Origin of the sequence: Lentzea sp. NPDC102401 (assembly GCF_044765805.1) — a bacterium.
Classification (GTDB): Bacteria; Actinomycetota; Actinomycetes; order Mycobacteriales; family Pseudonocardiaceae; genus Lentzea; species Lentzea sokolovensis.
Genome location: NZ_JBIWKS010000011.1, coordinates 56,716 through 75,964 on the forward strand (window position 1 = coordinate 56,716; position 19,249 = coordinate 75,964).

Here is a 19,249-nt window from a genome sequence, read left to right on the forward strand (position 1 = left end):
GTCGACTTCGCCGCACACCCGCTTCAAGAACGCGGAACCGTGCCACCGCGGCCGGCCACACCCACGGCTCGCGCTGCCCAGCCGCTCGGCGGACTGGGCGTCAGCCGCCGTGGTGCGGCGGCCTGTTCTCGCGGTACCAGGCCTCGCGGTCGTCCCCGGAGGCCCCGCCACCGCGCTCGTCCGACGTCGTCTCCGGAAGCACGTCGCCGAACACCTCTGCCAACCGACGACGGCGCGCTACGGCGTCGTCGTCGGCCGGCGTCGGCTTCTCACTCTTCGTCAAGACCGCTCAGCTGCTCGATCACGTAGGGCACCAGGGCCGACAGCGTCGCCATGCCGTCGCGGACCGCGGAGCGCGAGCCCGCGAGGTTCACGACGAGCGTGCTGCCGGAGACGCCGACGAGGCCACGCGAGATGCCCGCGTCGACCGCGCCCGCGGCGAGGCCGGAGGCGCGGAGCGCCTCGGCGATGCCGTGGATCGGGCGGTCGAGCACGCCCTGCGTGGCGTCGGGGGTGACGTCGCGCGGGGACACGCCTGTGCCGCCCACGGTGACCACGAGGTCGACGCCACCGATGACGGCCGTGTTGAGGGCGGCCCGGATGTCGACCACCTCACCCTCGACCGCGACGGTGCCGTCGACGATGAAGCCCGCTTCTTCGAGCAGTTCGGTGACAAGAGGTCCGGAGTTGTCGTCCTGCTCACCGTGCGCCACCCGGTCGTCCACGATCACGACCAAAGCGCGGCCAAGGCGCTGCGCGCTGCGTTCCATACCGATCACCGTAGCGGGAGTCTGACTTCGAAGCGGCAGCCAGGACCGTGGTTCTGGGCGTCAATTCTCCCGTGGTGCGCGTCGACGAGCCCACGCGCGATGGAAAGCCCCAGTCCGGCGCCGGTCGGATTGCGCGCGACGCTTCCCCGGAATCCCACGTCGAACACCAATGGCAGCACGTCATCGGGGATGCCACCGCACGCGTCGTCCACCCGCACCACCGCGTCGGGTCCGTCCACATCGACCTGAACGGACACCGCGCCACCCTCCGGCGTGTGCCGAATGGCGTTGGACACAAGGTTGCGCACGACACGCATCAGTTCCGGATCTGAGCCCCGCACGACCGGCCACTCGCGAGCGTCCGCACGCAACACCACGCCCTTGCGCGCCGCCACGGGCCGGGACGCGGCCACCACGTCGCTGACCACATCGGCCAGCCGGACGTCGTGCATCGTCAGGTTCAACGCGCCGGCGGTGATCCGCGAGAGCTGGAACAGGTCGTCCACCAGCTTCGTCAGGTGGTCGGCCTCCAGCGCGATCTGCTTGGCGTAGACGGCGACCTCACCGGGCTCGGAGACGACGCCGTCCTCCAGCGCCTCCGTCATCGCCCGGATCCCGGCCAGCGGCGTCCGCAGGTCGTGACTGATCCACGCCACCAGTTGCCGCCGCGCCGCCTCGGCCTCGCGCTCCCACATGGTGCGCCGCGCGATCGCCCGGCCCAGCATGATCGAGAACGGCACCGTGACCAGGCCGACCAGCGCGCACGCCATGAGCGCGGCGTTGAGCATGGGCGTGAACATGAACCCACCGACCACGAGCACGCCGCCGATGGTCGCCACCACCGGCACTATGACCATGACGGTCATCGCGGTGGTCAGCGACACGCGGCTCAGTCGGTCGAACACGGGTCATACCTGTAGCCGACGCCCCACACCGTGCTCAGCCGCTTCGGTTTCGCCGGGTCCTCCTCGATCTTCTCCCGCAACCGTCGCACGTGGACGGTCACGGTCGACTGGTCGCCGAACTGCCAGCCCCACACCCGTTCCAGCAACTCGGCCCGGCCGAACGCCTTGCCGGCGTTGCCGATGAAGAACGCCAGCAGGTCGAACTCGCGGGTCGTCAGCTGCAACGGCCGCCCGTCCACCGTCGCGGTGTGCGCGGCCACGTCCAGCACGAGGTTCCCGTCCCGCACCACCCGCGGCTCGTAGGCCTTGCTGGCCCGCCGCAACACCGACGAGACCCGCAACGCCAGCTCACGAGGGCTGAACGGCTTCGTGACGTAGTCGTCCGCGCCGATCTGCAACCCGGCGATGCGATCTTCTTCCTCGCCCAGCGCCGTCAGCATGACCACCGGCGTGCTGCCGCGATCCCGGATCCGCCGGCACACCTCAAGCCCGTCGATGCCCGGCAACATCAGGTCCAGGACCACGATGTCCGGCTCGTGCGTGGCCATCAGCCGCAGCGCCTGTTCCCCGTCACCGGCGAGTTCGACCTCGTACCCGGCGTGTTCGAGGTAGCGGCGCACGACATCGCGCACCGTCGTGTCGTCGTCGACGACCAGCACCCGTTCCACCACGTCACCACGCTAAGCCACGAACGCCTGCCAGGCCCGCAAGCGTCACAACGCCGTAAGAAGACGAAACAAAGAGGCCGCAGCCGCGCACGGGGCAGGTGCGCACGGCTACGGCCTCTCCGGGGTCGTCACGTCCGGGTTTCTGGCGGGCGGCGGATGCCAGAAACCCGGACGTCCCCCGACCTATCCCACCTCGACACCGTCGAGGGTGGCTTCCACCGTCCTGTTGTCGGACAGCGTGATCGTGACCTTGTCGCCGGGCGCCTTGGACCGCACGGCGGCCACCAGCGTGTCCGACTCGTCGATGCGGCGGTCACCGAACTTGGTGATCACGTCACCGGCCTTGAGCCCGGCCTTCTCGGCGGCGCCGCCACCGGTGATCTCGGTGATCTTGGCGCCCTGCTCGGTCGACTCGACCTTCACGCCGAGCACGGTCTGCTTGGGCTTGCCGCTCTTCACGATCTCGTCGATCGTGCGGCGCGCCTGGTCCATCGGGATCGCGAAGCCGATGCCCACGGAGCCGGCCTGTCCCTGGCCCTGGCTGGGGCTGTAGATCGCCGAGTTGATGCCGACGACCTGGCCCTGCATGTTCACCAGCGGGCCGCCGGAGTTGCCGGGGTTGATCGCGGCGTCGGTCTGGATGGCGTTCAGCACGGTCGCCTGCGAGTTGCGGTCGCCGCCGGCCGAGACCGGGCGGTTCACCGAGCTGACGATGCCGGAGGTGACGGTGCCGGACAGCTCGAACGGCGAGCCGATCGCGACGACGGCCTGGCCGGTCTTCATGTCACCGGAGTTGCCGAGCTGCACGACCGGGAGGTTCGAGACGCCGTCTGCCTGGATGACGGCGATGTCGGAGCTCGGGTCGCGGCCGAGGATCTTGGCGGTGGCGGTCTTGCCGTCGTGGAAGACGACCTTGATGTCGCCGCCGGAGGCAGCGCCCTCGATGACGTGGTTGTTCGTCACGATCTGGCCGTTGCCGGAGATGATGAAGCCCGAGCCCTCGCCGGCGCCGGAGCGCGTCGTGACCTGGATCTGCACGACGGACGGCAGCAGCTTGTTCGCCACGTCCTCGACCGAGCCGGCGGGCGCGTTCGAGGTCTGCGAGGCCGGGCGGGGTGAGTCGAGGGAGCTCACGGACGACGAGTCGTTCGCGAAGGTGTAGCCCAGGTAGCCGCCGAGGCCGCCGGAGAGGCCTCCGACGATCAGCACGAGGGCGGCGACGCCCGCCACGACCTTTCCACGGCCCTTGGGGCGCTGGGGGACGGGCGGGGGCTGGTAGCCGGGCGGGAGGTAGTACTGACCCGTCTGCGGCCCGGTGTGCGGTCCCTGAGGCCCCGCGAACGGGCCGGAGGGCGGTCCCGCGGGCTGTTCCGCGCCGAACTGCGCGGTCGTGGCGCCGAGGCCGAGCGGGTGAGGTTGGCCGGACCCTGATGGAGGAAGCTGCTGGCCGGGTCCGGGCCCGCCGAGCTGCGTCTGGCCCGCGTCAGGTGAGGGCACCTGCGGCTGGGCCGAAGTGAAGGAGGCGGGCACATCGCCCAAGCCGGCAGGAGCGTGGTTAGCCCCAGCCTGGCCGGATCCCCCCTGCAAAGGATCCGGCTGGCCGGGTTCCGGCAGCGACGGGCCCTGCTCCCGCGCGCCGGAGTCTGTCTGACCGGCGCTCGGAGGCACGGAGGTGGGCTCTTCCGGCTTCGGCGCTGGCTGGTTGCTCTCGGTCATGGGCATAGTCTCTCGGGCCGTCCTGAGAGAACCCTTAGACCAGCCTGGGAGCTAGTTGTGTGTTCCCCGGAGCCGTTCCGCGATCTGTTCCGGCGTCACGTCGTTGATCCACACGGCTTCTCCCGACTCGGAGCCCGCGAGGTACTTGAGCTTGTCCTTCGTCCTGAGCACCGAGAAGACCTGCAGGTGCAGCCACATCTCGTCACGGCCGACGTTGACCGGCGCCTGGTGCCAGGCCGCGATGTAGGGCAGCGGGCGGTCGTACAGCGCGTCCAGGCGGTGCAGCACCAACAGGTAGAGCGACGCGAAGTCATCACGCTCCACAGAGGACAGTGCGGCGATGTCGGGCACCTGTCGGCGTGGCGCCAGCACGACCTCGACGGGCCAGCGGGCGGCGGCGGGCACGAAGGCGGCCCAGTGCGCGGACTCTTCCACCACACGCGCGCCCGCGCGAAGCTCGGCTTCCAGCACGTCGCCGAACAACGGACGCCCGTACGCCGCGTAGTGCTCCAGCGCTGCCTCGAGCATCCGTTCGGTGCGAGGCGTGATGAACGGGTACGCGTAGATCTGGCCGTGCGGGTGCGAGAGCGTCACGCCGATCTCTTCGCCGCGGTTCTCGAACGGGAAGACCTGTTCGACCCCTGGCAACGTTGACAAGAAGGCGACACGGTCCGCCCACGCGTCCACGACGGTGCGCACGCGCGACTCGGAGAGCTCGCCGAACGACTTGTTGTGGTCCGAGGTGAAGCACACGACCTCGCACCGCCCACGCCCCGGCGCGCGCACGAACAGCGCTTCACCATCCACAGTGGACGGCACGTCCGGCACGTTCTGCGCCAGCGAGGGGAACCTGTTCTCGAACACCACGACGTCGTAGTCGGCCTCGGGGATCTCCGTGGGCCTGCCCGGCGTCGACGGGCACAGCGGACAGAGGTCCGCCGGCGGCTTGTACGTGCGTGTCTGGCGGTGCGCCGCCATCGCGACCCACTCGCGGGTCAACGGGTCCAGCCGGACTTCGGACATCGGCTGGGTCTCCGGGAGATCCCGGGTGTCCACCGCGACTCGCGGTGGTGCCTCAGCGCTGTCGTCGAAGTAGATGATCTCCCGGCCGTCCGCCAGTTTGCCCGCGGTACGCCTCACGCCAACTCCTCGCCACTTCCTGGTACATGAGCCAAGACCAACTCGCCGACCTGCTCGGAGAGGATCGCCCGCGCGTCGTCCGGCAAACCCTCGTCCGTCACCAGGACGTGCGCCTCGTCGAGGTCGGCGATCGTGGAAATGCCGACGGTGCCCCACTTCGTGTGGTCCGCGACCACGACCACGCGGCCGGCAGCGTCGACGAGCGCGCGGTCCGTTTCACTCTCGTTGAGGTTCGGGGTCGTGAATCCGGAGCGCTCGGCCATGCCGTGCACGCCCAGGAAGACCACGTCGAGATGCAGCGATCGCAACGCCTGCACGGCCACCGGGCCCACGAGCGCGTCGGATGGCGTGCGCACACCACCGGTCAGCACGACCGTGCGGTCAGTACGCCCGCTCTGCTGCAGCACGTCCGCGACGCGGATGGAGTTCGTGACGACGGTCAGGTCGGGGATGTCGTCGAGGAAGCGGGCTAACGTCCACGTCGTCGTGCCGGCGGACAGGCCGATGGCCGTGCCGGGACGCACGAGGCCCGCGGCCAGTGCCGCGATCGCCTCCTTCTCGGGCAGCTGCCGCACCGACTTGGCCTCGAAACCGGGCTCGTCGGTCGAGCGCCCGACGACGGACGTGGCGCCGCCGTAGACCTTCTCCACCAGTCCGCGGGCTGCGAGCACGTCGAGATCGCGGCGCACGGTCATGTCCGAGACGCCGAGCCGGACGACGAGGTCGCTGACGCGCACCGCACCCGTACGACGGACCTCTTCGATGATTACCGCTTGCCGCTGACGTGCCAGCACCTCACACCTCTTCCCTGAGGACGACTACGTCCCCGGCTCGCACGGTGAGGTGCCCGGAGACCTGCTCGCCGGACAACACGTCGACACCGGACGCCTCGATCTGCGCGTCGGTGTCTGTGTGGTTGACGGCGAAGAGGAACGATACGTCGCCCTTGCGCCGTACAAGCTCAATCGGCGAGGGCGACACCGCCACACCCGCACCGGAAAGCGCGTTTTCCACCGTTCGGCCGAGACCGTCCTCGTCGAGATCGCAGGCCACGTACCAGGCGACACCGTTGCCGAACGCGTTGCGCGTCACCGCCGCCACGCCGGGCAACGGGCCGTCGGCGTAGGAGACAACGGTGTCAGCCGTGCGCGTGTGCAGGTGCTCCGTCCACAACGAGGCAGTCGACCCGTCGGTCAACGAGACTGTTTCGTTCTCCCGCAGCGGGTAGAACTCCTCGGACCACACGCCGAGCACGTCCCGGAACGCTCCAGGGTATCCGCCGAGCCGCACGCGCGTGTGCTGGTCGGCGACACCGGACAGGTACGTGACCACGACATGACCGCCGCCCGCCACGTAGTCCGCGATGACGGCGGCGTGCGCGTCGGACACCGCGTAGAAGGCGGGCACGACCACCAGCGAGTACGCGGAGAGGTTCGTGCCCGGCGCCACGAAGTCGACCGTGACACCGGCCTGCCAGAGCGCCTTGTAGTACCCGAGAACGTGCCTGTAGTAGTCGAAGTCCTGCGTCGGGTGGGCGTCCTGGCGCAGCGCCCAGCCGGACTGGAAGTCGAACAGGACCGCGACGGAAGCGTCCACAGTGGAACCGACGACCTCGCTCAACCGGCCGTACTCGGCACCGACCTCGCAGACCTCCCGGTACACCTTCGTGTCCGTGCCGGCGTGCGGGACCATCGCCGAGTGGTAGCGCTCGCTGCCGCCGCGCGACTGCCGCCACTGGAAGAACAACGTGCCGTCGGCGCCGCGGGCGATGTTCTGGAACGAGTGCCGCCGCATCTCCCCCGCCGTCTTGGCGATGTTGCGCCGCTGCCAGTTCACCGCCGAGGTCGAGGCCTCCATCAGCAACCACGGCTTGCCACCCGCCAGGCCGCGCACGAGGTCCGCGGACATCGCGAGCTCGATGTGCCGATCAGGCGACTGGGCCTCGGTGTAGTGGTCGTTCGAGACGAAGTCGACCTCGCGGGCCCACTTCCAGTAGTCGAGGTCGCCGAACGTCCAGTTGACCATGAAGTTCGTGGTGATCGGCACGTCCGGCGTGATCATGCGCAGCACGTCCCGCTCGGCCTTGTAGAGCTCCAGGATCGCGTCGTCGGAGAACCTGTCGTAGTCCAGCACGTGCGCCGGGTTCTGGAACGTCGGCGTCACGCGCGGCGGCAGGACCTGCGCGAAGTCGGTGTAGCCCTGGCTCCAGAACGCCGTGGACCACGCGTCGTTGAGCTGGTCGAGCGTGTAGCGGCTCGACAGCCACTCGCGGAACGAGGCGGCGCACGTGTCGCAGTAGCAGCGCTTCACGTGGCACGCGTACTCGTTGCCGACGTGCCACGCGGCGAGGGCGGGGTGGTCGCGGTAGTGCGAGGCCATCTCGGCGGCCAGCGCGGTCGCCCGGTCGCGGTAGATCGGCGACGACGGGCAGTAGGCCTGCCGCGAGCCGTGCGAGAGCCTCACGCCGTCCGCGCGGACGGGCAGCATCTCGGGGTACTCGGTGGTGAGCCACGGCGGCGGTGCGGCGGTCGCGGTCGCGAGGTCGACCCGGATGCCGCCTGCGTGCAGCAGGTCCATCACGCGGTCGAGCCAGTCGAACCGGTACTCGCCCTTGCTGACCTCGATCTTCGCCCAGCTGAAGATGCCCAGGCTGACCATGGTGACGCCGGCGCGCCGCATGAGCTCGACATCCTCGGTCCAGACGTGTTCCGGCCACTGCTCGGGGTTGTAGTCAGCCCCCCAGCCGAGGCCTTGCAGGTCAGTTGGCCACGTCGTCACGGCGCAAGCGTGGCCGACAACGACCCCCAACGTCAACACAAGCAAACACAACTGCCCGTTGGGGTCTGTTCGGCGGTTGACCGGGACAAGTACCGGGAAACGCCGACCAACCGCCCGGAACGCGGCTGTCCAGGGGTTTAACAGCTCCGTAACGGGACTTGACATGCTGTATGACTGGGACCACATTATGCGCAACTTTGTTGGAGTCCTGTTCGGTTCGCACGTGCGAGTGTCACCTGTAGGAGCGATGATGGTTCTGCACACGCCTGGTTCCACTCCGTTACCGCACTTCGGTCGGCGAACGATGCTGCGAGTCATGCTGGCCGGTGCGGGCGTTGCCGCGACCGGTGGTCTTCTTTCGGCGTGCGGCGGTGGTTCGGGCACGGGTAGCGAGTCGAAGGTCGTCACCTTCGGCAACAACCTGTCCGACCAGGTGCCGAAGGACGCGATCACCGCCGCGGTGAAGGCGTTCGAGGCCCAGTCGGGCGGCCTGTCCGTCACGATCAACACCAAGCAGCACGAGCAGTACCAGGAACAGATCAACAACTACCTGCAGGGCAAGCCGGACGACGTGCTCGCGTGGTTCGCCGGCTACCGCATGCGGTTCTTCGCCGACCAGGGTCTCACCGGCGACCTCAGCGACCTGTGGGGCAAGATCGGCGGCAACTACTCCGACGCGCTCAAGCAGGCGTCGACGGGCACGGACGGCAAGCAGTACTTCGTGCCGTTCACCCAGTACGCGTGGGGCATGTTCTACCGCAAGAGCGTCTGGCAGGAGAAGGGCTACGCCGTCCCGAAGACGCTCGACGAACTGGTCGCGCTCGCCACGAAGATGAAGGCCGACGGCCTGATCCCGATCGCCTTCGCCCAGAAGCAGGGCTGGCCGGGCATGGGCACGTTCGACCAGCTGAACTTCCGCACCAACGGCTACCAGTTCCACGTGGACCTGCTGGCGGGCAAGGAAGACTGGCAGGACAAGCGCGTCAAGGACGTGTTCGACACCTGGAAGCGGCTGCTGCCGTTCCACCAGGAGAACGCGCTCGGCCGCGAGTGGCAGGAAGCCGCGCAGACGTTGCAGCAGAAGAAGTCCGGCATGTACCTGCTCGGCGCGTTCGTGGGCCAGCAGTTCCCGGACGCGGACAAGGAAGACCTCGACTTCTTCCCGTTCCCGGAGATCAACCCGACGCACGGCACCGACACGGTCGAGGCGCCGATCGACGGCTACATGATGGCGAAGAAGCCGTCCAATCCGGACGGTGCGCTGAAGCTGATGGAGTACCTGTCCTCCGCCGAGCCGCAGCTCGCCTACCTGAAGGCCGACCCGACCGCGGTCGCGACCAACCAGAAGGCGGACCAGGCCGGGTACAGCCCGCTGCAGAAGAAGGTGGCGGACACCATCAAGAACGCCAAGCACATCACGCAGTTCCTCGACCGCGACACCGATCCCGGCTTCGCGAGCGAGGCGGCCACCAACGGCCTCATCGAGTTCATCAAGGACCCGAACAACATCGACTCCGTGCTCAAGGGCATGGCTGATCAGGCGAAGAACATCTTCAAGTGACCGCGTTGCAGGAGAAGCCGAAGGCGGTGGTCCCCCCGGGACCGCCGCCTCGTCGGCGTGGAAAGCGTGCCACGGCCCTCGCCGGCACGGACAAACTCGTGCTGGCGCTCATGCTCGGCATCCCCACGGTCGTGCACCTGCTGTTCGTGTGGATCCCGACGCTGGGCTCGGTCGCGTTGTCGTTCAGCAGGTGGAACGGCATCGGCGGCTTGGAGGACATCGAGTGGATCGGTGTCGGGAACTACGTCGAGATCTTCACGGAGTACCCGCGGTTCTGGCCTGCGGTGCAGCACAACCTGATCTGGTTGCTGTTCCTGCTGATCGTGCCGACGTCGGCGGGTCTGCTGCTGGCCGTGCTGCTCGACCGCGAACTGAAGTTCAGCCGGGTCTACCAGTCCGCGCTGTACATGCCGATGGTGCTGTCGCTGGCCCTGGTGGGCTTCATCTGGCAGCTGATCTACACGCCGGACGGCGGTCTGCTGAACTCGTTGCTGGGGTTGAGCGACAACCCGGTCGACTGGATCGGTGACTCGGACATCAACCTCTACGCGGTGCTGGTGGCCGCGGCGTGGCGGCACACCGGCTACATCATGCTGCTGTACTTGGCGGGCCTGAAGTCCGTCGACCCGGCGCTGAAGGAAGCGGCGTCGCTCGACGGCGCCTCGGCCTCCCAGACGTTCTTCCGGGTCACGTTCCCGGTGATGAAGCCGGTCAACATCGTCGTGCTCGTCGTGACGGTGATCGAGGCGCTCCGCGCGTTCGACATCGTGTACGTCATCAACAAGGGGCGCAACGGTCTGGAGCTGCTGTCGGTGCTCGTGACCGACAACATCATCGGCGAGGCCTCGCGCATCGGCCGCGGCTCCGCGGTCGCCGTGGTCCTGCTGACGATCTCGCTCGGCTTCATCATCACGTACCTGTACCAGGTGTTCAGCAAGGAGAACCGGACGTGACGGCCACCTTGGAACGCGCCCCGGTCGTGAAGCAGAAGCGCCGGGTCACGCCGGCACGCATCGCGTTGCACACCTTCCTGATCCTGACGTGCCTGATGACGCTGGCGCCTCTGCTGTGGGCGGTCTACGCGTCGCTGCGGACGTACGACGACACCTCGGTCAACGGCTACTTCTCCATCGCGAAGTCGCTGACGTTCGAGAACTTCGCGAAGGCGTGGGAGATCGGCGACCTGCCGCACTTCTACTGGAACACGTTCCTCATCACCGTGCCGGCCCTGATCATCACGCTGGTGCTGAGCTCGATGGTGGCGTTCGGCGTGTCGCGGTTCAGCTTCAAGTTCAACATCGCGCTGCTGATGCTGTTCACCGCGGGCAACCTGTTGCCGCAGCAGGTGATCGTGACGCCGCTGTGGCGCCTGTACCGGCTGATCGAGCTGCCGGCGTGGATGTCGGAGAGCGAGTCGCTGATCGACTCACCGCTCGGCGTCATCCTCATCCACATCGCGTTCCAGATGGGCTTCTGCACGTTCGTGCTGTCGAACTACATGAAGACCATCCCGTACGAGCTGACCGAAGCCGCTCGCGTGGACGGCGCCTCGGTGTTCCGGCAGTACTGGCAGCTGACCCTGCCGCTGTGCCGGCCGGTGCTCGCGGCGCTGGCGACGCTGGAGTTCACCTGGATCTACAACGACTTCCTGTGGGCGTTGGTGCTGATCCAGGACGGCGACAAGATGCCGGTCACGTCGGCGTTGCAGAACCTCAAGGGCACGTTCTTCACCGACAACAACCTGATCGCAGCGGGCTCTCTCCTGGTCGCGCTGCCCACGTTGGTGGTGTTCTTCGTGCTGCAGCGGCAGTTCGTGGGCGGACTGACGCTGGGCTCCACGAAGGGCTGAGAACGCGAAAGGGGCGGCGACCACGTGGTCGCCGCCCCTTTCGCGTTGCCTGGAAGTACTACTTCCCGCCGGTCTGCGGGTTGAAGTCCGAGATCGAACCCCATCGCCCGACGGGAATCACGATCACGCGGGCCTTGCCCACCACGTTGTCGATCGGGATCGCGCCGTCGGCCGGAGTCGGGTCGCCGTGCTTGCGCGAGTCCGACGAGTTGTTGCGGTTGTCGCCCATCACCCACAGCTTGCCCGCGGGGACGGTGACCTTCTCGAACGAGTCCTGCTGGCGCGGGCCGCCGCCGAAGTTGAGGTACGGCTCGTCGAGCGGCTTGCCGTCGACCATCACGCGGCCCTGGTCGTCGCAGCACTCGACGGTCTGGCCGCCGACGGCGATGACGCGCTTGATGAAGTCCGTGCCGCTGGGCTCGGACAGGTTCACCATCGAGCCGAGGTCCTGCAGCGTGCCCACCACGAAGTTCGGGGGCTCCTTGCCGCCGGTCCAGTTCGGCGGGCCGCGGAAGACGATGACGTCGCCGGGCCTCGGGTCGCCGAACAGGTACGTGATCTTCTCGACCAGCACCTTGTCGTTCACGCAGCCCGTGCAGCCGTGCAGCGTCGTCTCCATCGAGGCCGACGGGATGACGAACACGCGCGCGACGAACGTCTGGATGACGACGGTCAGCAGCAACGCCACGCTGAAGATGACCAGCAGCTCTTTCCAGAACGGCTGCTTCTTCTTCGCCTTCTTCTTGCGGAACCTGGGCGCCGGGTCGTCCTCGTACGCGGAGGAACGCGGCGAACGGTCCTCGTACGACGAAGCGGTCGAACCGGACGTCGAGAAGCGCGACGTGGGTTCAGCGGGGCCGTCTCCGGTGGGAGGGGTCGTCTCCCAGGTCGACGAAGAATCGTCGTTCACGCGATGACTCACAGGCCCACCTTACGGACGTCCGGGTAGGCGCAACGTGAACAGGGCTCCACCCTCGGGGGCTCTGCCCGCCGTGGCCGTGCCGCCGTGCCGTTGCGCCACCTGTTTGACGATGGCGAGTCCCAGACCTGAACCCGGCAGGGTCCGCGCCTCGGACGAACGGTAGAACCGCTCGAAAACGTGAGGTAGATCGGCGTCCGCGATACCGGGGCCCGCGTCCGCCACCTCCACCACGGCGCTGCCGTCGCCCACCTGACGGAGGTTCAGCCGCACCGCCGAACCCGAGGGGCTGAACTTCACCGCGTTGTCGAGGAGGTTCAGCACCGCGCGCTCCAGAGCACTGGAATCACCCAGAAGTGTCCACGGCTGCAGCTGCACGTCGAACGTGACGTTCGAGGCGCGGCGGCGGGCGCGGTCCATCGACCGTTCCACCACCTCGACCAGGTCGACGGGCTCGTGGATGACCTGCGGGGCGTCCTCGCGGGCCAGTTCGACCAGGTCACCGATCAGCGTGGTCAGTTCGTCGAGCTGGGCGCGCACGTCCGAGTGGATCTCCTGCTTGTCCACTTCGGACAAGTCGGGTGAATTCGGGCGTTCCGATGCGAGCAGCAGCTCCAGGTTGGTGCGCATGGACGTCAGCGGCGTGCGCAGTTCGTGGCCCGCGTCGGCGACCAGGCGGCGTTGTCGTTCCTGCGACTCGGCGACGGCGCCGAGCATCGCGTTGAAGCTGTGCGTCAGCCGCGCCAGCTCGTCGTCGCCCGCCACCGGTATCGGCGTCAGGTCGCCCGTGTTCGCGACGCGTTCGGTGGCCTCCGTCAGCCGTTGCACCGGCCGCAGACCCGTGCGTGCGACGGCCGTGCCCGCGATGGCCGCGAGCAGCACACCGGCACCGCCGATCAGCAGCAGCACGACGCTGAGCTTGGCCAGCGTGGTGCGCTGAGGCGACATCGACTGGGCGATGATGATCGCCTGGCCCGGCTGGTACTTGACGGCGATGACCCGTGACTCGGTCTTGTGGTCGGTCCAGATGAACTCGTTCCGCTCGCCCTGAGCCACGTCCCAGGCCTCCGCGACCGTCGGCGGCCGGTCGGAGTCCTGCGGGAAGAGCAGCTGCCCGCTGTCGGCCAGCAGCACGGCCATCTTCACGTCGCCGGCCGCCAGGAACGCCGCCGGGTACTTGCCGACGAAGTCCGAACCGTTGATCTTCTCGCCGGCCGCCACGGCCACCGCTCGCGTGCGCAGACTCTCGTCCAGAGCGTCGTAGGTGCTCTTGCGGACGATCATGTACGCGCCGAACGACACCAGCGCGACGGCTCCGGCGACGCAGAACGCCGCGAGCCAGGTGACCCGGGCCCGCAGCGACGCCTTCTGCAGGCGTCCCTGTGGTTCCACGATCACGGAGGGGTCTCCCGCAGGACGTAGCCCACCCCACGCACCGTGTGGATCAGCCGCGGCTCGCCCTCCAGTTCCGTCTTGCGACGCAGATACCCCACGTAGACCTCGAGAGCGTTGCCCGAGGTCGGGAAGTCGTATCCCCACACGTCCTCCAGGATGCGGCTGCGGGTGAGCACCTGGCGCGGATGCGCCAGCAGGAGCTCGAGCAGCGCGAACTCGGTGCGGGTGAGGCTGATCGGACGCTCGCCGCGGCGGACGTCGCGCGTCGACGGGTCCAGCTCCAGGTCGGAGAACTTCAGGGCGGCGGCGGACTTCTGGGCCGCGTCGTCGTCGTGGGCGGCGCGGCGCAGCAGCGCGCGCAACCGGGCCAGCAACTCCTCCAGCGCGAACGGCTTGGGCAGGTAGTCGTCAGCTCCGGCGTCCAGACCGGACACCCGGTCGCTCACGGCGTCACGCGCGGTCAGCACGAGGATCGGCAGGTCGTCGCCGGTGCTGCGCAGCCTGCGGCACACCTCGAGGCCGTCGAGGCGCGGCATCATCACGTCGAGCACCATCGCGTCCGGCCTGGCGGCGGTCACCGACTCCAGGGCCTGCATGCCGTCTCCGGCAGTCTCGACCTGGTAGCCGTTGAACTGGAGCGAGCGGCGGAGTGACTCCCTGACCGCCCGGTCGTCATCGACAACGAGGATGCGCATGGGAGCAGTCTTGCCGAGGGATCTGAGAGCCGCCTGAGAAGGGCCCTAACTGCAGGTGTGAGTACAGCGTTAGCTTCTGCTAGCCCTCCAAGCCCCTGGCGACAGGTGCGTTCCACTTCCGCCAGAGCGCGATGAGCCTGATGGTGATGATTAGTGACGCACCGGTCAGCGAGACCAGGCCTTTCGGCAGACCGGCCCATTCACCCACCGCCACGACGACCGCACCGCAGAGCGCCGCCACGGCGTAGATCTCTCTCCTCAGGACCAAAGGAATCTCACGGAGGAGCAAGTCACGGAGCGCTCCACCGCCGATGCCCGTCGTCATGCCGATGAGGCAGGCCGCGTAGGGCGTCGCACCGAGTGACAACGCGGTCGACGTGCCGGACGTGACGAACAGCCCGAGACCCACGGCGTCCAGCAGCAACACGCTGCGGCGGAGCTTCGCGACCTGCGGGTGGAACCAGAAGACGATCAGGCCCGTGCCGCCCGCGACCAGCAGGTACGGCCAGTTCCGCAGGCTCGTCGGCGGGTGCACGCCGAGCAGCACGTCGCGGATGATGCCGCCGCCCAGCGCCGTGGTGAGCGCCAGGATGGTCACGCCGAACACGTCGAGGCGCGCACGGACCGCGGCCACCGCCCCGGAGGCGGCGAAGACCGCGATACCGATCAGCTCCAGGACGATGAGCAGCACGAACGGAGAGAGTAGTGCTTCAGCGCGGTGGCGCTGCCCGGCGGTAACCAGCGTCCAGCCGGCCCCCCGCGGACACCAGCACGGCTTCCACGACGGCGATGAACCGCTCGGCGCCCTGGCCCCGCACCAGCGCCCGGTAGGAGTCCACGAGCTCGTCCTCCTTGGCGTCACGCAGCCGCCGCATCAGCCACTTCCCGTGCCCGAGCCACCGGTTCTGCACGACCAGCGCCAGCTCGCCCGCGCAGGTCAGCAACCGGGCCGCGACGAACAGCCGTTCGTCCTCGTCCCGTGCGCCGATGAGGTCTTCGAGCAGGTCAGTGGTGCCGTAGCGGCGATCTTCCAGCTCCGTGACGGTCGCGAGTGGAGGACCCGCGTCCAGCAGCACGCGCGCCTCGGCCCGCATGCGCTGACCGGTGCCGTCGGCGTCGATCATCAGGAAGCCCTCGGCGCACATGTGCAGCAACGGAGGCCGCCTGCCCTCGGTGTCGCGGGCCACGAAGTCCTGGAACGACTCGATCGTGTGACAGAACAGTTCGACCGGCCAGCCTCGGTGCCGCAACGTCTCCCGGAACGCGCAGGGCAGGTCGTCGACGATCACGACCATGTCCAGGTCGGAGTTGGCGGTGTAGTTCCCCGCCGCCACGCTGCCGCCGAGGAACGCGGCCGTGGCCAGCGGAAACCGGACGTCGAGGAAGTCCCGCGCGACCTGCACCGGGTCCTTGTCCCAGTCCAGCGGGTGCCCGGTGACGTAGTAGTCCTCGTCGGGGCTCAGCGGGCCGAGAACCTGCTCGACGCGCGACCGGATCTCCGGAACCACCTCGTGCATGTCCACGAGCCACGGGTTGTCCTCGGCGTCGAAGAACGGTCTGATCGCCAGGAACTGCGCACGGGAGAGCTCGCGCACGCTGACCGGTGAGCCACTGCGCCGCTTCGCATAGCCCTTCAGGCGCCAACCCATGTTGTCGCCGTAGGCATGCCTGACCTCGTCCTGGTCCCCCGCCACGCCTTCATTCTTACGCGACGGGACGGCGTGGACGAAGTCAGACGCGCGCGACCGCCAGCAAATAGCCCAGTGACGGCTGGATGGCCAGCGGCGACAGGATCTGGTCGAGGTACTGCCGAGCCTCTTCCCCGTGCGCCGCGATGAGGGCGTCGTAGTGCGTGCGCGCACCGATCTGCATCCGCGGCACGGTCTTGCGCGTCTCGTTGCTCAGGTCCAGCAGCTCCACGACCTGCAAACCGGCTGCCGCCAACAACTTCGGGTAGCCGGCGAACGTCGGCACCTCGTCGATGGCGTACGTGCTCAGGATCGGCTGGAGATCGTCCATCACGCCCGGTGCGACCGGCCTGCGCTGCACGAAGTCGGACACCACCACGACGCCCGAACGCTTGACCACGCGCGCGAACTCCCGCAGCACGCTGACCCTGTCCCCCAAATGTGGCAACGTCTCCACGGCCCACGCCGCGTCGAACGTGTCGTCGGGGAACGGCATCGCGTGCGGGTCCGCGTGCACGAACCGGACCTGCTCGTCCACGAACAGGGCCTCTGCCCGCGTGTTGGCGCGCGCCACGTGGTCGGCGCTCGGCGAGACCGAGACGATGTCGGCGTGCGACGCCTCGGCCAGCCGGAACGCGGACGTGCCGACCCGGCGGCCCAGGTCCAGCACGCGCCAGCCGTGCCGGGCACCGAGCCGGTCGATGTGCAGCGCCGTCATCCGCTCGGCGGCGATGCGGTTGGAGGACTCGTCCTCTTCGGACGTCCAGAGACCGAAGTGCAGGTTGTGGTCCCAGATCGCGCGCATGACCTCGTGGTAGACGTCGGTCATCAGAAGAAGTCCGCGAGCCGGGGTGTGCCGGACGAAGCGGTGAGCTGGTCCAGCACCACCGCGTCGGCCGGGTCGCCCTCCAGCAAACCCGCGCGCCGCAACGCATGCGTGTTCTGCGCGCCGGAGAACCACGGACCGAGTGCCCGCGCGTGCAGCCGCACCGCGCCGATACCACCGGGTTCGACGCGCACCACGCCGTCCTCCACGACGATGCGATGCAGGCCGGCGTGCCACGGCGCGTGTTCGTCGATGATCTCCACGTCCACCGCGGCATCGGCGAGGCGCGGCCAGCCTCGGGCGGCCACCGCGGCGGGCAGGTCGACGACGCGTTGCATCCAGGTCGCGGTCAGCACCGGGTGGCGCAACGGGGTACCGCCCAGGAGGTTGACCGTCGCCGGGTCGGTGATCCGCAGGTCGACCGCGTCGAGCGTGCCCGCCCAGGACGCCAGCGAGGCGAGGAGGTTCAGTTGTGCCTCGACGTCGACGCCGATGAGGTCGAGGACCCTGAGCCGGCCCATGTCACCGCCGGGCTTGCGCTCGGCGGTCAGGTACCCCCGCAGGCCGCTCGGGCCGGGCAGCACGCTCACCAGGTCCAGCTCCAGCACCTTGCCGAGGTCGATGCTCGGCGGGCGGCGGTCGGCCATGCCGTCGATCGTCCGCGCCACCTCCAGGTAGCACTCGTGCAGCGCCGTGAGATCGCTCCCATCGGCCGGGCGCGCAGGTATCCGCTCGGCAGGCCGGGGAACCGAGAGCAACCTGTCCATCGGCAGCTCGACCCACTCGAAGACCCCGGCCTTCTCCCAGCCACGCCCCCGGTACAGGGTCGGCACGGTCGGGTAGAGCGCCGAGATCGGCTGGCCGTGCTCGCGCATGACGACCAGCGCGGCGTCGAGCAACGCGTTCGCGACGCCACGGCCGCGATACGCCCCGTCGACGGCGACGCCGCCGATCCCGCCCATGGCAACCGCGGCGCCGCCGTAGAACTGCGCGTAGGAGCCGATGCCGAGCACACCCGCGACCCGGCCGTCGATCTCGGCGACCAGTCCGTGCGTGCCCGGTTTCAGCAACGGTCCGGACGGGTCGGTCCCGTTGAACGCGATCCGGCGGAGCCGGAACACGGCGTCGCGGTCGTCTTCGGTGTACTCACGGATGTGCACGGACAACTATCTACCAGGAAAAGAAGCCCTCACCCGTCTTCTTTCCCAGCTCGCCCCGAGCGACTTTGTCTCGTAACAACTGCGGCGGCTCGAACCGCGGCCCCAACTGGGCCGCGAGGTGCTCGGCGATCGCCAGCCGCACGTCGAGTCCGACCAGGTCGGTGAGCTCCAGCGGGCCCATCGGCCAGCGGTAACCGAGCTTCATGCCGGTGTCGATGTCCGCCGCGGAAGCGACACCTTCCTCCAGCATGCGAATCGCTTCCATGCCCACGGCGACACCCAGCCGAGACGTCGCGAAGCCGGGAGAATCACGCACTTCGATGACGGTTTTTCCCATTTGTTCGGCCCAGGTTCGCGCCTTGGCCACGTTCGCCGGGTCGACGCCCTCGTGGTGCACGAGTTCGACGAGCTGCTGCACCGGGACGGGGTTGAAGAAGTGCATACCCAACACTCGTTCGCCGGGCAGTCCGGCGGCGATCTCGGAGATCGACAGGGAGGACGTGTTGGAGGCCAGGACCGCGTCCGGGCACTTCTCGGCCGCGAACCCCAGGACCTTCTGCTTCAGCGGCACGTTCTCCGGCACGGCCTCGACGACCAGCTCGGCGTCCGCGGGCAGTTCACCCGTGCTCAGGTTCGCGAACACGGCCTCCGCGTCGGCGAGCTTGCCCTTCTCCTGCGCCCTGTCCAGCGAGCGCCGGACGGCGAGCCTGCCCTGCTCGGCACGTTCGGCGTCGGCCTCCGACAGCGTGACCTCGTGCCCGCCCGCGAGCAGGAGGTGCACGATGCCGGCGCCCATCGTGCCGCCGCCGATGACGACGGCCTTCACTTCTCGACCACCTCGGCGCTGAACATCGCGACGAGCTCCATCCCGCCGATCTCGGCGAGGTTGGCGCCGGACGTGGCCCACTCCGGCGTCTGGAGGGCGGCCTTGAACGACTCCTCCGACTCGAAGTACATCTCCGCGATCAGGTGCAGCTCGGTCTCACCGAGGAAGCCCGCGAAGACCACCCGCTGCACCTTGGCGACCTCCGCGCGCACGATGCCCGGAACCGAGTTCACGATCGGCAGGTGCGACTCGAAGTACTTCTCGTCGAAGCCCTCGGGGTCGGCGGGCTTCTTGTACAGAGCGATGTACTTGATCATGTGACACCATCCTCCTCGACTCGCCGAGCACTGTAA

At 68.5% G+C, this 19,249-nt stretch carries 20 protein-coding genes; 3 read left to right on the forward strand and 17 right to left on the reverse strand.

What is annotated here, in order from left to right; all coding sequences use genetic code 11:
- Nucleotides 1–100 precede the first annotated feature (100 nt).
- The 8 genes from ACIRG5_RS32605 to ACIRG5_RS32640 all read right to left on the reverse strand — a co-directional run bounded on the left by ACIRG5_RS32605 (nucleotide 101) and on the right by ACIRG5_RS32640 (nucleotide 7,977).
- Nucleotides 101–283, reverse strand: coding sequence for a hypothetical protein (locus ACIRG5_RS32605; RefSeq protein WP_402911848.1), 183 nt, complete (start codon nucleotides 281–283; stop codon nucleotides 101–103).
- Entirely contained in the window at nucleotides 270–770 is a 501-nt protein-coding gene (locus ACIRG5_RS32610; protein WP_045311897.1) for a molybdenum cofactor biosynthesis protein B, read from the reverse strand. The genes ACIRG5_RS32605 and ACIRG5_RS32610 overlap by 14 nt, the downstream gene beginning before the upstream one ends.
- Before the next feature lie 5 nt (nucleotides 771–775).
- Nucleotides 776–1,636, reverse strand: a complete 861-nt coding sequence (locus ACIRG5_RS32615) for a sensor histidine kinase (protein ID WP_402912627.1) — start codon at nucleotides 1,634–1,636, stop codon at nucleotides 776–778.
- Between the two features lie 23 nt (nucleotides 1,637–1,659).
- On the reverse strand, nucleotides 1,660–2,346 hold the full coding sequence (locus tag ACIRG5_RS32620; protein WP_402911850.1) for a response regulator transcription factor: 687 nt from the start codon (nucleotides 2,344–2,346) through the stop codon (nucleotides 1,660–1,662).
- Nucleotides 2,347–2,526: 180 nt separating this feature from the next.
- The gene (locus ACIRG5_RS32625; RefSeq protein WP_402911853.1) at nucleotides 2,527–3,840 is read right to left on the reverse strand and encodes a S1C family serine protease; all 1,314 of its coding nucleotides are present in this window, start codon (nucleotides 3,838–3,840) and stop codon (nucleotides 2,527–2,529) included.
- Between the two features lie 270 nt (nucleotides 3,841–4,110).
- Complete coding sequence (gene galT, locus ACIRG5_RS32630) at nucleotides 4,111–5,199, reverse strand: galactose-1-phosphate uridylyltransferase (RefSeq protein ID WP_402911855.1); 1,089 nt, start codon at nucleotides 5,197–5,199, stop codon at nucleotides 4,111–4,113.
- On the reverse strand, nucleotides 5,196–5,993 hold the full coding sequence (locus ACIRG5_RS32635) for a DeoR/GlpR family DNA-binding transcription regulator (protein WP_093605353.1): 798 nt from the start codon (nucleotides 5,991–5,993) through the stop codon (nucleotides 5,196–5,198). The genes galT and ACIRG5_RS32635 overlap by 4 nt, the downstream gene beginning before the upstream one ends.
- A 1-nt stretch (nucleotide 5,994) precedes the next feature.
- Complete coding sequence (locus ACIRG5_RS32640) at nucleotides 5,995–7,977, reverse strand: beta-galactosidase (RefSeq protein WP_402911857.1); 1,983 nt, start codon at nucleotides 7,975–7,977, stop codon at nucleotides 5,995–5,997.
- A 316-nt stretch (nucleotides 7,978–8,293) separates the two neighbouring features.
- Between ACIRG5_RS32640 and ACIRG5_RS32645 the strand changes: the two genes are divergently transcribed.
- From ACIRG5_RS32645 to ACIRG5_RS32655, 3 genes are read left to right on the forward strand one after another with little or no spacing between them, the layout of a single operon-like run.
- Nucleotides 8,294–9,538, forward strand: a complete 1,245-nt coding sequence (locus ACIRG5_RS32645) for an ABC transporter substrate-binding protein (protein WP_402911860.1) — start codon at nucleotides 8,294–8,296, stop codon at nucleotides 9,536–9,538.
- Nucleotides 9,535–10,491: a carbohydrate ABC transporter permease gene (locus tag ACIRG5_RS32650; protein ID WP_402911863.1), complete on the forward strand. Its 957-nt coding sequence runs from the start codon at nucleotides 9,535–9,537 to the stop codon at nucleotides 10,489–10,491. Before ACIRG5_RS32645 ends, ACIRG5_RS32650 begins: the two co-directional genes overlap by 4 nt.
- Nucleotides 10,488–11,387 carry a carbohydrate ABC transporter permease gene (locus ACIRG5_RS32655; protein ID WP_402911866.1) on the forward strand — a complete coding sequence of 300 codons (900 nt, stop codon included), beginning with the start codon at nucleotides 10,488–10,490 and terminating at the stop codon, nucleotides 11,385–11,387. Before ACIRG5_RS32650 ends, ACIRG5_RS32655 begins: the two co-directional genes overlap by 4 nt.
- A 58-nt stretch (nucleotides 11,388–11,445) precedes the next feature.
- Here ACIRG5_RS32655 and lepB read toward each other — a convergent pair whose 3' ends face one another.
- From lepB to ACIRG5_RS32700, 9 genes are all read right to left on the reverse strand, one after another.
- The gene (lepB, locus tag ACIRG5_RS32660; protein WP_402911868.1) at nucleotides 11,446–12,309 is read right to left on the reverse strand and encodes a signal peptidase I; all 864 of its coding nucleotides are present in this window, start codon (nucleotides 12,307–12,309) and stop codon (nucleotides 11,446–11,448) included.
- Nucleotides 12,310–12,318: 9 nt separating this feature from the next.
- On the reverse strand, nucleotides 12,319–13,704 hold the full coding sequence (locus tag ACIRG5_RS32665) for a sensor histidine kinase (RefSeq protein WP_402911871.1): 1,386 nt from the start codon (nucleotides 13,702–13,704) through the stop codon (nucleotides 12,319–12,321).
- Nucleotides 13,701–14,396 (reverse strand): response regulator transcription factor, encoded by a 696-nt coding sequence (locus ACIRG5_RS32670; protein ID WP_090007381.1) that lies wholly within the window; start codon nucleotides 14,394–14,396, stop codon nucleotides 13,701–13,703. Before ACIRG5_RS32670 ends, ACIRG5_RS32665 begins: the two co-directional genes overlap by 4 nt.
- Before the next feature lie 79 nt (nucleotides 14,397–14,475).
- On the reverse strand, nucleotides 14,476–15,087 hold the full coding sequence (locus tag ACIRG5_RS32675; protein ID WP_402911873.1) for a trimeric intracellular cation channel family protein: 612 nt from the start codon (nucleotides 15,085–15,087) through the stop codon (nucleotides 14,476–14,478).
- A gap of 19 nt (nucleotides 15,088–15,106) precedes the next feature.
- Nucleotides 15,107–16,090, reverse strand: coding sequence for a nucleotidyltransferase domain-containing protein (locus ACIRG5_RS32680; RefSeq protein WP_402911876.1), 984 nt, complete (start codon nucleotides 16,088–16,090; stop codon nucleotides 15,107–15,109).
- 37 nt (nucleotides 16,091–16,127) lie between these two features.
- The gene (locus ACIRG5_RS32685) at nucleotides 16,128–16,913 is read right to left on the reverse strand and encodes an SAM-dependent methyltransferase (RefSeq protein WP_402911878.1); all 786 of its coding nucleotides are present in this window, start codon (nucleotides 16,911–16,913) and stop codon (nucleotides 16,128–16,130) included.
- The gene (gene eis / locus ACIRG5_RS32690) at nucleotides 16,913–18,070 is read right to left on the reverse strand and encodes an enhanced intracellular survival protein Eis (protein ID WP_402911880.1); all 1,158 of its coding nucleotides are present in this window, start codon (nucleotides 18,068–18,070) and stop codon (nucleotides 16,913–16,915) included. Before eis ends, ACIRG5_RS32685 begins: the two co-directional genes overlap by 1 nt.
- A gap of 10 nt (nucleotides 18,071–18,080) precedes the next feature.
- Nucleotides 18,081–18,896: a 3-hydroxyacyl-CoA dehydrogenase family protein gene (locus ACIRG5_RS32695; protein ID WP_402911882.1), complete on the reverse strand. Its 816-nt coding sequence runs from the start codon at nucleotides 18,894–18,896 to the stop codon at nucleotides 18,081–18,083.
- Nucleotides 18,893–19,213, reverse strand: coding sequence for an EthD family reductase (locus ACIRG5_RS32700; RefSeq protein WP_402911885.1), 321 nt, complete (start codon nucleotides 19,211–19,213; stop codon nucleotides 18,893–18,895). The genes ACIRG5_RS32695 and ACIRG5_RS32700 overlap by 4 nt, the downstream gene beginning before the upstream one ends.
- Nucleotides 19,214–19,249 lie beyond the last annotated feature (36 nt).